The organism is Streptomyces thermospinosisporus (genome assembly GCF_039526425.1).
Taxonomy (GTDB): Bacteria; Actinomycetota; Actinomycetes; order Streptomycetales; family Streptomycetaceae; genus Streptomyces; species Streptomyces thermocarboxydovorans.
Genome location: NZ_BAAAIZ010000064.1, coordinates 42,592 through 58,374 on the forward strand (window position 1 = coordinate 42,592; position 15,783 = coordinate 58,374).

10 protein-coding genes and 1 pseudogene are annotated in these 15,783 nt (G+C 72.4%); 3 read left to right on the forward strand and 8 right to left on the reverse strand.

Features of this window, described 5'->3' with window-relative positions; genetic code table 11:
* Positions 1-632 precede the first annotated feature (632 nt).
* From ABD207_RS21245 to pyrG, 6 genes are all read right to left on the reverse strand, one after another.
* Positions 633-1,178 (reverse strand): hypothetical protein, encoded by a 546-nt coding sequence (locus tag ABD207_RS21245; protein ID WP_344014676.1) that lies wholly within the window; start codon positions 1,176-1,178, stop codon positions 633-635.
* The gene (locus ABD207_RS21250) at positions 1,163-2,299 is read right to left on the reverse strand and encodes a ParA family protein (protein WP_344007102.1); all 1,137 of its coding nucleotides are present in this window, start codon (positions 2,297-2,299) and stop codon (positions 1,163-1,165) included. Before ABD207_RS21250 ends, ABD207_RS21245 begins: the two co-directional genes overlap by 16 nt.
* Before the next feature lie 424 nt (positions 2,300-2,723).
* Positions 2,724-3,848: an alanine dehydrogenase gene (ald, locus tag ABD207_RS21255; RefSeq protein WP_344007104.1), complete on the reverse strand. Its 1,125-nt coding sequence runs from the start codon at positions 3,846-3,848 to the stop codon at positions 2,724-2,726.
* 171 nt (positions 3,849-4,019) lie between these two features.
* The gene (locus ABD207_RS21260) at positions 4,020-6,026 is read right to left on the reverse strand and encodes a tetratricopeptide repeat protein (RefSeq protein ID WP_344014677.1); all 2,007 of its coding nucleotides are present in this window, start codon (positions 6,024-6,026) and stop codon (positions 4,020-4,022) included.
* 274 nt (positions 6,027-6,300) lie between these two features.
* Positions 6,301-6,927, reverse strand: a complete 627-nt coding sequence (locus ABD207_RS21265; RefSeq protein ID WP_344014678.1) for an NUDIX domain-containing protein — start codon at positions 6,925-6,927, stop codon at positions 6,301-6,303.
* A 183-nt stretch (positions 6,928-7,110) separates the two neighbouring features.
* Entirely contained in the window at positions 7,111-8,760 is a 1,650-nt protein-coding gene (gene pyrG, locus ABD207_RS21270; protein WP_344014679.1) for a CTP synthase, read from the reverse strand.
* Positions 8,761-9,222: 462 nt separating this feature from the next.
* Between pyrG and ABD207_RS21275 the strand changes: the two genes are divergently transcribed.
* The 3 genes from ABD207_RS21275 to ABD207_RS21285 all read left to right on the forward strand — a co-directional run bounded on the left by ABD207_RS21275 (position 9,223) and on the right by ABD207_RS21285 (position 14,233).
* Positions 9,223-11,025: a glycoside hydrolase family 15 protein gene (locus tag ABD207_RS21275; RefSeq protein ID WP_344014680.1), complete on the forward strand. Its 1,803-nt coding sequence runs from the start codon at positions 9,223-9,225 to the stop codon at positions 11,023-11,025.
* A gap of 118 nt (positions 11,026-11,143) precedes the next feature.
* Positions 11,144-12,526, forward strand: coding sequence for an FAD-binding oxidoreductase (locus tag ABD207_RS21280; RefSeq protein ID WP_344014681.1), 1,383 nt, complete (start codon positions 11,144-11,146; stop codon positions 12,524-12,526).
* Between the two features lie 66 nt (positions 12,527-12,592).
* Positions 12,593-14,233 carry a PucR family transcriptional regulator gene (locus ABD207_RS21285; protein WP_344014682.1) on the forward strand — a complete coding sequence of 547 codons (1,641 nt, stop codon included), beginning with the start codon at positions 12,593-12,595 and terminating at the stop codon, positions 14,231-14,233.
* A 13-nt stretch (positions 14,234-14,246) separates the two neighbouring features.
* On the opposite strand, the gene ABD207_RS21290 is transcribed toward ABD207_RS21285, so the two are convergent.
* On the reverse strand, positions 14,247-15,383 hold the full coding sequence (locus ABD207_RS21290) for a glycosyltransferase family 4 protein (RefSeq protein ID WP_344014683.1): 1,137 nt from the start codon (positions 15,381-15,383) through the stop codon (positions 14,247-14,249).
* 167 nt (positions 15,384-15,550) lie between these two features.
* Positions 15,551-15,783: pseudogene (locus ABD207_RS21295) on the reverse strand (hypothetical protein); the annotation flags it as partial.

Below are 15,783 nucleotides of genomic sequence, written 5' to 3' on the forward strand. Positions count from 1 at the left end.
CGAACGTCACCGCGCGGGGCGCCAACGCTGCTCTCCGCGAGCCCATCGTTCTGTTCCGAGGACCGAGCGCTGCCCTCCGACCCTCCAGGCGCATCCGCCGCGGCTCCGGGGCCGCGCGTCGAGGCCTCGGCCCCGTACGCGGGAAGCCCGGTGTCGTCCGCTGCCGCCTCGGCATCCCCCGCCGCAGTCCGGGCCTCGCCGTCCGGGACACGCCCGTCGGCCGCCCTGAGCCCCGCCTCCCAGGCCGAAGACCGGGCGCTGTCCGCCGCGCTCCCGGCGTCGCCCGCCGGCGTACGCATGACGCCGTCGGCAGACATCGCGGGGTCGTCGGCCGATCGTGCAGGGACGTCCTGTGCGGTCCGAGCGCCGCTTCCCGGAGACCCAGACTCGCCCTCCGACGGCGCGGCTTCGTTGCCGGAACCGTCCTCGACGACCGGTTCGTCCGGACCCCCCGCACCGGCGTCGCCCGACACGCCGTAGGGCGCCCCGCCAGGGGAAGGCACCGGCGGAAGCTGGGGCTCGCGGGGTGCGTCGGCTCCCGGGCCCCGGCCCAGTGCGCGGCGGCGTCTGGGGCGGTTTCCCCGGCCGGAGGCGGACGCGTCGTAGGAGGTCATGGCCTCCGCAGGCTACCCCTACCGGCCGCGCAGTCGGCGCACGAGGATGCTCGCATCCCCGCGGGTCTCCAGATCCGCCAGCACCACGGCCACCGCCTCGCGGACGATCCGGCCCCGGTCGACCGCAAGGCCGTGCTCGCCGCGCAGCACCAGCCGCGCGTGCTCCAGGTCCATCAGCTCCTCGGCGGAGACATACACGGTGATCTTCTCGTCGTGCCGCTCCCGGCCGCTCGGCCGGCGCGCTGCCCTGCCCCGCTTCCGCGGCGCGGCCGGCGCCTCCGCCGCCTGGCGCCGGGTCGTGCGCTCGCCCCGGCTGCGCGGCTGCGCCGCCTCGCCCTGCTCCACGTCGGCCGCGACATGCTCCGCGCCCTCGCCGTCGCCGCCCTGTGCGGGCACCGACTGCGGGGCGTCGTCGAGCGCCGCCGCCGAGTCGCCCTCCCCCGCGGGCACGGGAACCCGGGCGTCGCCGTTGGCCTGACGCCTGGGTGTGGACGGCTGAAGCGCCATTCCCCCTGTCGTACGGAAGAGTTCGTCGGCCCCCGGCAGACTCACTCGGCGTGACACCGGGCGAGCACCTCCCTGGCGAGCTGACGGTAGGCGGCGGCACCGACGGAGTTGGACGCGTACGTGGTGATCGGCTCACCGGCGACCGTGGTCTCCGGGAAGCGCACCGTGCGGCCGATGACCGTGTGGTAGACGTGATCGTCGAACGCCTCGACCACGCGCGCGAGCACCTCACGGCTGTGCACCGTGCGCGAGTCGTACATCGTGGCGAGGATCCCGTCGAGCTGCAGGTCCGGGTTGAGGCGTTCCTGGACCTTCTCGATGGTCTCGGTCAGCAGCGCGACACCGCGCAGCGCGAAGAACTCGCACTCCAGCGGCACGATCACCTTGTGCGCGGCGGTCAGCGCGTTCACCGTGAGCAGGCCGAGCGAGGGCTGACAGTCGATCACGATGTAGTCGTAGTCGTCCATCAGCGGCTTCAGCGCCCGCTGCAGCGTCGACTCGCGCGCGACCTCGCTCACCAGCTGCACCTCGGCCGCGGACAGGTCGATGTTGCTGGGCAGCAGGTCCATGTTGGGGACCGCGGTCTTCAGCAGCACCTCGTCCGCCGCCATGCCCCGCTCCATGAGCAGGTTGTAGACGGTGAGGTCGAGCTCCATCGGGTTGACGCCGAGTCCGACCGACAGCGCGCCCTGCGGGTCGAAGTCGACGAGCAGCACCCGGCGTCCGTACTCCGCCAGCGCCGCTCCCAGGTTGATGGTCGACGTCGTCTTGCCCACGCCGCCCTTCTGGTTGCACATCGCGATGATCTTCGCGGGCCCGTGGTCGGTCACCGGGCCCGGGATCGGGAAGTACGGCAGCGGACGCCCGGTCGGGCCGATGCGCTCACGGCGCTGACGCGCGGCGTCGGGCGCGAGCGTGGCCGCGTACTCGGGGTCGGGCTCGTATTCGGCGTCGGGGTCGTAGAAGTGCCCCTCGGGCAGTTCGTCGTAGTCGGCGAAATGGTCGTGGGGCGCGCCACTTCCGTCGCCGGCCATGGCGTTCACGTGATGGCCATCCATGCTCTGGTGTGCTGGGCGAGTCACCCCTTCGGTCCGGTGACTCTGGTGGGCTGCGAAGGTGCGCACAGCGACGGAGCCGACAGCAGCGAACCCCGCGGGACCCTGGCCCCGTGCCGGCATTCCTGGTTGACCACCCCCGGGAGTAAATGTCGACTCATTCACAAGTCGTCTTACCTCCTTGGTGACCAGGAAACTTCTAGACAGGTCAGCGTGGCACCATGCCGACGGTTGGCGACTCTATGGCGTGTCGTGGGTCCGCAGCAACACAATCCGCCGGACCCGGCCCGATGTGTCGGCAATGAAACATCCCGCTGTCAAGGGCGTACGGCCGTCGCACGGCAGGTTTTGCCGTTGTGCGAATCAGTAGAACGGTTACGTTCGAGGCGAGTTGTCCCGTAATCGCGAGGTGACCATACACACATCCGGCCGGACCTTGACGCACAAGGTCCGGCCGGATGCGCGGGGTTGACGACCGAAGTTGACGTATCGCCTTTGCCCGGTGATGACTTGGTCGACTTAGCGTCCGGACACCGCCGGGACCGGCTCAGCCGAGCAGCGAGGAGAGCTCCACGTGCTCCAGGCCGTGCGCCTCGGCGACCTCCTTGTAAACCACCTTGCCGTCATGGGTGTTGAGACCCTTGGCGAGCGCCGGGTCGCGGCGCAGCGCCTCCACCCAGCCGCGGTTGGCGAGTTCGACGATGTACGGAAGCGTCGCGTTGGTCAGCGCGTAGGTCGAGGTGTTCGGCACCGCGCCGGGCATGTTGGCCACGCAGTAGAAGACCGACTCGTGGACCTTGAAGGTCGGGTCGGCGTGCGTGGTCGGGCGGGAGTCCTCGAAGCAGCCGCCCTGGTCGATCGCGATGTCGACAAGGACACTTCCGGGCTTCATCCGGGAGACCAGGTCGTTGCTGACCAGCTTCGGGGCCTTGGCGCCGGGCACCAGCACCGCGCCGATCACCAGGTCGGCCTCCAGGCAGGCCTTCTCCAGCTCGAAGGCGTTGGAGACCACGGTCTGGATCTTCGTGCCGAAGACCCGGTCGGCCTCCTTGAGCTTGTTGATGTCCTTGTCCAGCAGGGTCACGTGGAAGCCGAGGCCGATGGCGATCTGCGCGGCGTTCCAGCCGGAGACGCCGCCGCCGATGACCACGGCACGGCCGGCCAGCACGCCGGGGACGCCGCCGGGCAGCACACCGCGGCCGCCGTGGGCGCGCATCAGGTGGTAGGCGCCGACCTGGGCGGAGAGCCGGCCCGCGACCTCGGACATGGGGGCGAGCAGCGGCAGGGAGCGGTTGGGCAGCTCCACCGTCTCGTAGGCGATGGCGGTGGTGCCGGACTCCAGCAGGGCGTCCGTGCACTCCTTGGACGCGGCCAGATGCAGGTAGGTGAAGAGGGTCTGGTCCTTGCGGAGGCGGTGGTACTCCTCCGCGATCGGCTCCTTGACCTTCAGCAGCAGGTCGGCGGCCGCCCACACCTCGTCGGCGGTGTCCAGGATCTGCCCGCCCGCGGCGACGTACTCGGCGTCCGGGATGGACGAGCCGACGCCGGCGCCACGCTCGATGACAACCTGGTGGCCGTTGCGCACCAGCTCGTGCACACCGGCGGGGGTGATGGCCACCCGGAACTCGTTGTTCTTGACCTCGCGGGGGATGCCGACCTTCACGTCGATCACGGTCCTTGGCTCGGAGACAGGGGGTCTTACTACACATACCCGGGCACGCACGGGCACACCGGGAGAGACCGCAGGAGAAAGTGCGGCAGAGCCAGTCTAATGAAGGTGTTCCCGCTGTCTAGCCTTTCATTGCACCGATCTTCTGCGGATGTGCTACGGATTTCGCAGGCATTAGCTCACTGTGTCGGCCTGTGTCTGCCCAGCGTCGCCTTCCTCGGTACCGGCGGCCTCCTCCTCCAGCATCCGCTCGGCCGTGCCCCGGTGCAGCGCGGCGGAGGCCGGATCGCCCAGGTGGCCGTAGGTGTCGGCGAGCCTGAGGTGCAGCGCCGCCTGCAGCCGGACGTCCTCGGCCCGGCGCGCCCACTCCACCGCCTCCCGGCAGGTGCGCAGCGACTCCTCGAACCGGCCCGCGTACTCCTGCACCCGGGCCAGCTCGCTCAACGCCCGCGCCCGGCCGGCGACATCGCCGCACTTGCGGTAGCCGGCGACGGCGGCGCGCCAGTTGCGCAGGGCCTCGCCGTAGCGCCCCGCGTAGGAGTGGGCGGCGGCGATCCGGCCGTAGAGGCGAGCGGCGTCCGCGCGCTCGTCCCGGGCGAGCCGCTCGGTCAGGGCCCGGCCGAACCAGTCGGCGGCCCGGTCGAAGTCCCCCAGCTCCAGATGGGCGCCGCCTACGGATTCCATCGCACGGCCGGTCGCATACGGGTCGTTCGCCCGCCGTGCGGCGTCCAGCGCGGCCCGGTAGCGGGCCAGCGCGTCGGTGGTGCGTCCGGTGCGGGCGTCCAGGTCGCCGAGGTTCAGCAGCGCCGCCGCCCGCTCCCGGGGCAGCCTGCGGCGGTCCGCCACATCCAGGACCAGGGAGTGCAGCCCGTACAGGTCGCCGGCGGCGGCCTGGGTGCCGAAGTGGGCGACCATGGCCCGCACCAGCTGCGACAGCAGCCGCCGGGCCAGGGTGTCCAGCTCCCCGTCGGCCACCGCGAGCCGGGCGGAGGCGAGCAGGGCGGGGCGGAAGGCGCGCAGCCAGTCGGCGGCGGCCCTCGGGTGCGGGAAGCGCAGGGAGCGCGGCAGGCCCTCGAGCTTCTCGCGCGCCCGCGCGCTGTCGGTCTCGGTGACGGCCCGGCACGACTGCAGCAGCCGGACGGTCCGCTCGAGCATGCGGGCGCGCGCCAGCTGCAGCTCGCCGGGGCGTTCGTGGCTGCCGGCGAGGGCGCGCAGCAGGGGGTGCAGACAGCCCGGCACCTGGTACTGGGGCAGCTCGGACGGGACCCGGTGCAGCAGGCCGAGGGCGGCGAAGTCATCGAGCGTGGCACGGGCGCTGTCCAGCGAGCATCCGGCGAGGGCGGAGGCGGTGTGCGGGTCGGTGTATCCGGCCGGGGCCAGGCTGAGCAGGCGCAGGGTGCGGGCGGCGGGCGCGGGCAGGCCCGCGTGCACGAGCCGGAAGACGCGGGCGACGGGCGGGCCCTCGTCGGGGTCGGCGTGCAGCTGCTTGGCGAGGTCGGCGACGGCGGCCTTGGGCCGGGCGGCGAGCCAGCCGCCGGCCAGCACCAGCGCGGCCGGCTGGCCCTGGCACTGCTCGGCCAGCGCCTCGGCGGAACGGGGGTCCACGGTGATGCGCACCGAGCCGGCGGCCTGGCTCAGCAGCTCGACGGCGGACTTGGTGTCGAGCCCGCCGAGGGTGCAGGGCCGCACGTCGCTGATCCCGGTCAGCGGCCCCTCGGAGACGGCCACGGCCAGGCAGTCGGGGCTGTCCGGCAGCAGCGCGTCCACCTGCTCGGCGTCGGCGGCGTCGTCCAGCAGCAGCACCGCACGGCGCCCGCCGAGCGCGGACCTGAGCGCCTCGGTCAGCTCGTCCTCGGCGGCCCCCGCGGGCGGGGAGACGTCCAGCTCGTCCAGCATCTGGCGGGCGGCACGGGCGACGGGCACGCGGGTGCCGTCGGGCTCGCTCAGCCGGACGCTCAGGACTCCGTCGGGGTAGCGCTCGGCGACCTGGCGGACGAGTTCCCCGGCGAGGGTGGTCCGGCCGGATCCGGGGCGGCCGGCGATGAGCAGCACCCGCGCGCGGGGCGCCTTGCGCCCCGACAGGGTGTCGAGCCCCGCGCGCTCGATGTCCGCGCGCAGCTCCTTCAACTCCCGTGTACGGCCCAGGAACCGGGCTTCCGTGTCCACCACCTGATCCGTCACGGGCCACACTCCCGTCCCACCGTGAGCCGTCAGCCGAGAGCGTAGTTCACCCTCTGCAACGCCCCGGTGGGACCACGACGGCCGGGTCCCCCGATCGGATCAGCGGATGGTCACACGAGTTGCGCAGCCGCCGCGGCTGTGCCCCACGCCGGGGCGAGCGGAGGCGCCCCAGGCCTCGAAGGTGTCTGGGCGAGCGAAACAGGCCCACGCCTCGAAAGACCGCGGCAGGCGAAACAGGCCCACGCCTCGAAAGGCCGCGGCAAGCGAAACAGGCCTACGCCTCGAAGGGCCGCGCAGGCCAGGGCGCCAGCGCCGGGCGCAGCGCGTCCAGGCCGTCCCCGGTGCGCGCGGCGACCAGCGACAGCACCCCGACCACCAGGCAGTTGTTGTGCAGGTCCCCCGCCAGCACGCCCCGCACCAGTTCGTCCACCGGCACCCGGGCCAGCTCCATGTCGGCCTCTTCGTGCTCGACCTGGAACCGCTCCCCCTCGGCCTCGGACAGCCCGCGGGCGAGGAAGATGCGCACCGCCTCGTCGCAGCCGCCCGGCGTGGTGTAGACGTCCGTCAGCACCCGCCAGTCCTCGGCCTTGACGTGCGCCTCCTCGTAGAGCTCCCGCTGCGCCGCGTGCAGCGGGTTCTCGCCGGGCACGTCCAGCAGCCCCGCCGGGATCTCCCACAGCTTCTGCCGCACCGGGTGCCGGTACTGCCGCAGCACCACCACCCGGTCCTGGTCGTCCAGGGCGACCACGGCCACCGAGCCGGGGTGCACCTGGTAGTCGCGGTGCACCACGGTCCCGTCCGGCATGACCACGTCGTCGGTGCGCACGGAGGTCTTGTTGCCCACGAACGGGGTGTCCGTCGCCCGGATCTCCCACTCCTCCGGCGTGTCCTTGATCGTCATGCCTGTTCGTTGCCTTCCCTGCGTGTCAGTCGTCGGGCCGGGACCCGTGAAACGGTGAACCCGGGGAACCGGGAACCGGGAGAACCCAGGAGCACCCTGGGGAATCGGCGAAACCCGGGAAAAATGGGGCCGGAGTGCTCGCCTTTTGAAGGTTCGCACCCCGGCCACCGTACAACTGGTGTGTTACTTCGAGATCTTCCGCTCGACCGCGGCCTTCACCAGACCCGCGAAGAGCGGGTGCGGGCGCGTCGGGCGCGAGCGCAGCTCCGGGTGCGCCTGCGTGGCGACCAGGTAGGGATGCACATCGCGCGGGTACTCGACGTACTCGACGAGCTTGCCGTCCGGAGAGGTGCCGGAGAACACGATGCCGGCCTTCTTCTCCAGCTCCGCGCGGTAGGCGTTGTTCACCTCGTAGCGGTGCCGGTGGCGCTCCTCGACGTACTCCTTGCCGTCGTAGACCTCGCGCACGATCGAGCCCTCGGCCAGCTTCGCCGGGTACATGCCGAGCCGCATGGTGCCGCCCATGTCGCCCTCGCCGGCGACGATGTCGAGCTGCTCGGCCATGGTGGAGATCACCGGGTGGGCGGTGGCCGGGTCGAACTCGGTGGAGTTGGCGTCGGGGATGTCCGCCAGGTTCCGCGCCGCCTCGATCACGATGCACTGCAGACCCAGGCAGAGTCCGAGCAGCGGGATCTTGTTCTCGCGGGCGTACTTGATCGCGCCGACCTTGCCGAGCACACCGCGGTCGCCGAAGCCGCCCGGGATGCAGACGCCGTCGACGTCGGAGAGCTGTGCCTGGGCGCCGGCCGGGGTCTTGCAGTCGTCGGAGGTGACCCACTTGATCTTCACCCGGGCCCGGTTGGCGAAGCCGCCCGCGCGCAGCGCCTCGGTCACCGAAAGGTAGGCGTCGGGCAGGTCGATGTACTTGCCGACCAGGGCCAGGGTGACCTCGTGCTCGGGGTTGTGGACCCGGTCGAGCAGGTCGTCCCAGGTGGTCCAGTCGACGTCGCGGAACGGCAGGTCCAGCTTGCGCACCACGTAGGCGTCCAGGCCCTCGCCGTGCACGGTCTTCGGGATGTCGTAGATCGAGCGGGCGTCGGGGCAGGCGACCACGGCGGCCTCGTCGACGTCGCACATCAGCGAGATCTTCCGCTTGATGGCGGCCGGCACCTCGCGGTCGCAGCGCAGCACGATCGCGTCCGGCTGGATACCGATGTTGCGCAGCGCCGCAACCGAATGCTGGGTGGGCTTCGTCTTCAGCTCACCCGAGGGGCCGATGTACGGCAGGAGCGAGATATGGACGACGAAGACGTTGTCACGGCCCACCTCGTGCCGGACCTGGCGCACCGTCTCCAGGAACGGCAGCGACTCGATGTCGCCGACGGTGCCGCCGACCTCGGTGATCACGACATCGACCTCGTCCGTCGCCATGCGGCGGATGCGGTGCTTGATCTCGTTGGTGATGTGCGGGATGACCTGCACGGTGTCGCCGAGGTACTCGCCGCGCCGCTCCTTGGCGATCACGGTGGAATACACCTGGCCGGTGGTGACGTTCGCCGACCCGTCCAGGTCGCGGTCGAGGAACCGCTCGTAGTGGCCGATGTCCAGGTCGGTCTCGGCGCCGTCGTTGGTGACGAACACCTCACCGTGCTGGAAGGGGTTCATCGTGCCCGGGTCGACGTTCAGGTACGGGTCGAGCTTCTGCATCACGACCCGCAGACCCCGTGCCTTGAGCAGCATGCCGAGGCTGGAGGCGGTCAGTCCCTTGCCGAGCGAGGAGGCGACACCCCCGGTGACGAAGATGTGCTTGGTCGTCGTGGATTTGGGCGGCATGGCCAAGAGGGGGCTCCCGTGGTCGCGGTCTGTGGGTGCGGTTCCGGGGTCCTATCGCCCACCGGTCCACGGGCTACCAGCGTATCAGCGCCTCGGAGCGGTGACGTCCGGCCACGCTCCGCGCACGGGCCGGTACGGACGGGCGACCGCACACCGTTCCCTCACCCCTTGCTCACTCGTTCGGCGGACTCACGTTGTCCGGAGGGGCACACAGATCATCTACGTGCGTCGTATCCTGCTCGGACACTCGCTGCCGAGCCCGGCCGGCCGAACGGCACCACCCCCGCCCGTCACACCGGAACAACGAGAGCTCGTCAGTTCGTTGAGCAACAATTAGTGCTTTGCCCCCGCGGCTGAGCGACTGCTGTGCTTGACCGTTCAACGAGGTATCCGAAAAACCCCTTGACCGCACTAGCGACAACCCCCATGCGGGGTGACGTGGCCGTTCGACTGGAGTTGCACGTGGCCGGGCGTATCGAAGACTACGCACTCATCGGAGACATGCAGACCGCCGCGCTGGTCTGCCGGGACGGCACGGTGGACTGGCTGTGCCTGCCCCGCTTCGACTCGCACGCCATCTTCGCCGGCCTGCTGGGCAACGAGGAGCACGGCTTCTGGCGCCTCGGCCCCGCCCACGCCTCCGACCAGCAGCCGCCCGCCGCGGCCCGGCGCAGCTACCGCGGCGACTCGCTGATCCTGGAGTCCGAGTGGGACACCCCGCGCGGCACGGTCCGCGTGACGGATTTCATGCCGCCGCGTGACGGCGCGCCGCAGCTGATCCGGATCGTGGAGGGCATCTCCGGCCGGGTGCCGATGCGCTCGGCGCTGCGGATGCGGTTCTCCTACGGCCGGATCGTGCCGTGGGTGCACAAGCACGAGGGGCGCACGGTGGCCGTGGCGGGCCCGGACTCGGTGTGGTTCGACACCGAGGCCGAGACCTACGGCAAGTCGCTGACCACCTACTCGGACTTCACCGTGTCGCCGGGCGACCGGATCACCTTCACCGTCTCCTGGCAGCCCTCGCACAAGGAGCCGCCGCCGCTGCCCGAGCCGGAGCAGTCGCTGGAGGCCACCGAGGACTTCTGGCGCGAGTGGGTGGAGCACTGCACCTACCACGGCCCCTACCGCGAGGCCGTCGTCCGCTCGCTGATCACGCTGAAGGCGCTGACGTACGCGCCGACCGGCGGCATCGTCGCCGCGCCCACCACCTCCCTGCCGGAGGACATCGGCGGCGTGCGCAACTGGGACTACCGCTACACCTGGCTGCGGGACGCGGCGATCACCCTGTCCTCGCTGCTGCGAACGGGCTACCGCGAGGAGGCCCGCGCCTGGCGCGAGTGGCTGCTGCGCGCGGTCGCCGGCGACCCGGAGAACCTGCAGATCATGTACGGCATCGCCGGTGAGCGCGAGCTCGGCGAGGCGGAGCTGGACTGGCTGCCCGGCTACGAGAGCTCCAGCCCGGTCCGGGTCGGCAACGGCGCCGCCTCCCAGCTCCAGCTGGACGTGTACGGCGAGGTCACCGAGGCCCTGCACCTGGCGCACATGACCGGCCTGGCGCGCAACGACTACGCCTCGCTGCTGCAGCTGAAGCTGATCCGCTACCTGGAGAAGCACTGGCAGGAGCCGGACGAGGGCATCTGGGAGGTGCGCGGCCCGCGCCGCCACTTCGTGCACTCCAAGGTGATGGCCTGGGTGGCGGTCGACCGCACCATCAAGCTGATCGAGTCCGGTGACGCGGACGGCCCGCTGGAGCACTGGAAGCAACTGCGCGACGACATCCACCGGGACGTCTGCGAGAAGGGCTACGACAAGGAGCGCAACACCTTCACCCAGTCCTACGGCTCCAAGGAGCTGGACGCCTCGCTGCTGCTGATCCCGCAGGTGGGCTTCCTGCCGCCGGACGACAAGCGGGTGATCGGCACCGTGGAGGCCATCCAGCGGGAGCTGTCCACGCCGGACGGCTTCATCCTGCGCTACCCCACGGAGGGCAGCGACAAGGGCGTCGACGGCCTGCCGGGCGACGAGGGGGCGTTCCTCGCCTGCTCGTTCTGGATGGCCGACGACCTGGCGATGATCGGCCGGGTGGACGAGGCCCGCAAGCTGTTCGAGAAGCTGCTCGCGCTGCGCAACGACCTCGGTCTGCTCGCGGAGGAGTGGGATCCGCGTCTGCAGCGCCAGGTGGGCAACTTCCCGCAGGCGTTCAGCCACGTGCCGCTCATCGACACGGCGCTGCGGCTGACCGCGTCGGGGGCGTACGGGGGCTGAGGGTCCCCGGGCTCACGCCGCGTCGAGCTCCGCAGGAAGCCATGGCCGTACCCGCTTAGGCTGAGAACAGCCAGACAACCGCGTAGGGATTGTGCCCCTTGCCCGAGAGGGGGCGGCCATGGCCACCCGAGCGACGGCCGGCGCGGGGGTGTCCGCGCTGCGTGAGGATCTCACCGGTGATGTGTTCACTCCCGGTGACCCGGGCTACGACGACGCCCGGACCGTATTCAACGCGATGAGCGACCGGCGGCCCGCGGTGATCGCCCAGTGCGCCTACGAGGACGACGTGGTGCGGGCGGTCCGGTTCGCCCGGGATCAGGACCTGCCCGTCGCGGTACGCGGCGGGGGGCACAGCGTGGCGGGGCAGGCCCTCAACGACGGCGGACTCGTGGTGGACCTGCGCCGGATGCACCAGGTCACCGTCGACCCAGCGGCCGAGGCGGTGCGGGTCGGCGGCGGGGCCACGATGAGCCATCTGGACCGTGCCACCGAGCCGTACAACCTGGCGACGACCGGCGGCAGGGCGTCCACCACCGGCGTCGGCGGCTTTGTGCTCGGCGGCGGCACCGGCTGGCTGGACCGGTGCTTCGGCCTGGCCGTGGACAACCTGATCGGCGTGGAGCTGGTCACCGCCGACGCCCGCAAGGTCCGCGCGAACGCGGACGAGAACCCCGAGCTGTTCTGGGGCCTGCACGGAGGCGGCGGCAACTTCGGCATCGCCACCGCGATCACCCTGGAGCTGCACGAGCTGCCGGAGTTCGCCATCGCCCTGCTGCTGTACCTGCCGGAGCACGGCCGGGAGGTCACCCGCACCTTCCGCGACGTCATCGAGACGGGCCCGAACGAGGCGAGCGGCGCCGTGCTCTACTTCCCCGCCCCGCCCGAGGAGTTCGTCCCGCCGCACCTGGTCGGCACCCTGCTGTGCGCGGCGCTGCTGACGTACGCCGGTGCCGAGGCGGACATGCGCAAGGTCGCCGAGCCGCTGCTGGCGCTGCCGCACGAGGCGGAGATCGTCGGCGCCATGCCGTACGCCGATGTGCAGTGCATGATCGACGACCCGTGGGGGATGCGGAACTACTGGACGGCGGAGTACCTGACCGGACTGCCCGACGAGCTGGTCGACGTGGTCTGCGCCCGCGCGGAATCGCTGCCGCTGGGCACCGGCACCCAGCACGCGCTGTTCCCGCAGGGCGGCGCGATCGCCTCCGGGCCCGCCGAGTACCCGGTGCCCTACCGGGACGCGCCCTGGGGCGTGCACCCGTTCGCCATCTGGGAGAGCCCGGCCGACGACGAGCGGTGCATCAGCTGGGTGCGCGAGTGCCGCACCGATGTGCAGCCGTGGAGCACCGGGGCGGTCTACCTCAACTTCATCGGCGACGAGGGCGCCGACCGGGTGGTGGCCGGTCTCGGCCGCGAGAACGCCCGGCGGCTGGCCGGGCTGAAGCGCACCTGGGACCCGGACAACGTGTTCCGCTTCAACCACAACATCCGGCCCGCGTGAACCCGGCGCCCGCCGCCGGGCCCCGCGAGGTGCCCGGGGATCGCCGGCGCGGGTAGCGTCCGGGTCATGGACAGCGGCAGGAACAGCGGATACGACAGCCAGGGCACCGGGATCACCGTCAAGCAGGCCCTGGAGCTGCCCGGACTGCGCAGCGGGCTGCCGGAGGTCGTGGCGGGCGCCGACCGGCTGGACCGCACGGTGCGCTGGGTGCACGCGGGCGAGGTGCCCAACATCGCGTCCCTGCTCAAGGGCGGCGAGCTGCTGCTGACCACCGGCTACGGCATGGGCAACCGCCCGGCCGACCAGCGGGCGTTCGTGCGCACCCTGGCCGAACGGGGCATCGCCGCGCTGGTGGTGGAGCTGGGCACCCGCTTCACCCGCCTGCCGGCCGCCCTGGTCGACACGGCCCGGGCGGCGGGGCTGCCGCTGGTGCAGCTGCACCGCGAGGTGCCGTTCGTGACGGTCACCGAGGAGATCCACACCGAGATCATCAACGGCCATTACGCGCTGCTGCAGCGCGCCGAGGAGGTGCACCGCCGCTGCACCGATGCGCTGCTGGGCGGGGGCGGGGTGCCGCAGGTGCTGGAGATCCTGGCCGGTTTCAGCGGCAACCCGGTGTTCCTGGAGACGACCGACGGGCAGCTGCTGTATGCCGCCGGGGAGGGTCTGGAGGGGGCCGATCCGCTGCAGGTGTGGGAGGGGCTCAGGGACAGGCACCAGGACGACCCGCCGGCCGGTTCGGCGCTGATCGACGTGCCCGGCGGGGGCCCGGGCAGCGGGCCGCGGGCGCGGCTGGTGCTGCTGCCGGTGCGCGGCCGGCTGCTGCCGGTACACCGGATGGCGGCCGAGCGGGCGGCGAGCATCCTGGCCGTGGTGCTGATGCAGGCCCGCCAGGAGGAGGAGCTGGCGGCGCGGGGCCGCGGCGACTTCCTCAGCGACCTGGCCGAGGGCCGGATCAGCGCGCAGGACGCGCCCGCCCAGGCCCGGGTGCTGGGCTTCAAGCCCGGCGACAGCGCGCTGCTGCCGGTGGTGATGCGGCTGGGTGACGCGCTGTCCCCGCACGGCGGCGGCTGGGCGGTGCTGGCCCGCGCGGTCTCCGAGGAACTGGCCTCGCTGGGCGTGCCGCTGCTGCTGGGTGTGCGGCCGGTGGAGGGCCGGGTGCCGCTGCTGCTGGGGCTGCGTTCGGAGGCGGACCGTACGGCGATCGCGGACCGGGTGGCGGTGGCGCTGCGGGCCGGTGTGGAGCGGGCCGGGATGCTGCGGCCGGGGGCGCCGCCGCCGGTCGTGGTGGTCGGCATGCCCGGCGGCTGGGCGGCGGCCTCGACGGGCCTGCGGCACGCGGCGGAGACGGCGACGGCGGCGCAGGGGCTGCCGGAGCGGCCCTGGTACGACGCGCGGCGCCTGGACATCGATCTGCTGATGTGGCGGCTGCGCGACCACCCGGACCTGGCGGCGTTCGTGGAGCGTGCCCTCGGCCCGCTGCTCGAGCACGACCGCCGCTCGCGCCCGCCGCTGCTGCCGACGCTGGAGACGTATCTGGCGCACGCGGGCCGCAAGGCGGAGACGGCCCGGGAGCTGCATCTGAACCGTCAGACCCTCTACAACCGCCTCGCCCGCATCGGGGAGTTGCTCGGCAGTGACCTCGACGATCCGCAGACGGTCCTGGTGCTGAGCCTGGCGCTGCGGGCGCGCCGGCATGTGAGCTGAGGCCCGCACCAGGTCAGACAAATGGACGGTGCAGGGTCAACTCGTCGTAGATGCTGAGCACTTGGGCGACCGTCTCGTCCTCGGTCGGCCAGGTGGCCGCCTGCCGGGCGCCCTTCTCGGCGAGCTCCGCGCGCCGCTCGGGATCCTGCAGCAGCCGGGTCACGGCGTCGGCGAGGGCGCGCGCATGGCCGTAGGGGACGAGTTCGGCGGCGTCGCCGACGAGTTCGGGGATGCCGCCGACCCGGGTGGCGACGAGCGGCACCCGCGCGTGGAGGGCCTCCTGGGCGACCACGGAGCGCGCCTCCCAGCGGCTGGTGAGCAGGGCGAGGTCGGCCGCCGCGATCAGGTCGGTCGCGTCGTCGCGCCGGCCGATGAGCCGGACCGCCAGCTCCTCCTGTTCGATCCGCCGCTGCAGGACGGGCCGTTGCGGCCCTTCCCCCGCGATCACCACCAGCGGCACGGGGTCCAGTCCGCGCCAGGCGTGCGCGGCGTCCAGCAGGGTGTCATAGCCGCGATGCGGTTCGAGGGAGCCGACGGCGATGAGCAACGGGCGTCCGATGGCGCCCAGTTCGGCGCGCACCTTGGACCGCATCGGGTCGGGGTCGTCCGCCACGGGCGCAGGCCGTGGCCCGGGCAGGGCGACGGCGGCCAGCCGGGCGTCGCGCGCCCCGGTGCGGCGGGCCCGGTCGACCAGCGCGGAGGTGGTGCCGAGGACCACCGTGGCCGCCTTGACGACCCGTCGCTCCAGCAGACGCAGGAACTGGGCGCGTGCCCCCTCGGCGTGCGCCCGGTCGTGCCAGGTGACGACGAGCGGGGTGCGCCGGCCGCTCAGCGCGAGCACGGTGCGGAACGAGGCGTGCAGGCCGTGCGCGTGCACCAGATCGGCGTGCGTGCAGGCCTCCCGCAGCGCGGCCACCGAGCAGGGGTCGCTGCTGCGCGGCACGGGCACCAGCTCGGCGCCGACCTCCGTGAACCCGTAGGTGTGATCCGCTTCGACGGGGGCGCACACCGTGACGCGCACGCCCCGTGCGACCAGCCCCGCGGCCAGCGACCGCACATGTGCGCTGCTGGCGGCGTTGCCCCCGCCCAGCACCTGCACGGTGCGCAGCGGCGACTGGCCGTGCGGCGAGGGGCTGCTGGCGGGGGTCACGTGGCCGTGCTCCTGGTTCGGGTCGGGCGGTCACGGAAGAACGTACAGAAGGTTCGTGCGGCGGGGGTGTACCGCGCGGTGTCCTCCGCGTACCCGTCAAGGATGCCAGCACGTACGGGTGTTCCGGGAACGACGAAGGTCCCGCGGGGGCGGGCCGACCGGCCCCTTCACCCACACGAGTGACGGAGGATTCGGCTCCGCAGCCGCGCCGCGACCCGCCCCGGCCGCCGCGCCGCCTCACTCACCCGGTCCCCGCAGGCCGCCGCGGCCACCAGTGCCGCCGCGTGGCCGAACAGAGCGGCCCGCCCCGCGCCGGCGGCGACGGCGCAGCCGAGGGCGGCGCCCAGCGCATGAGCGCCCGTGTCCCCGAGCATGGTCCGCAACGTCACCCTGCCGGGCC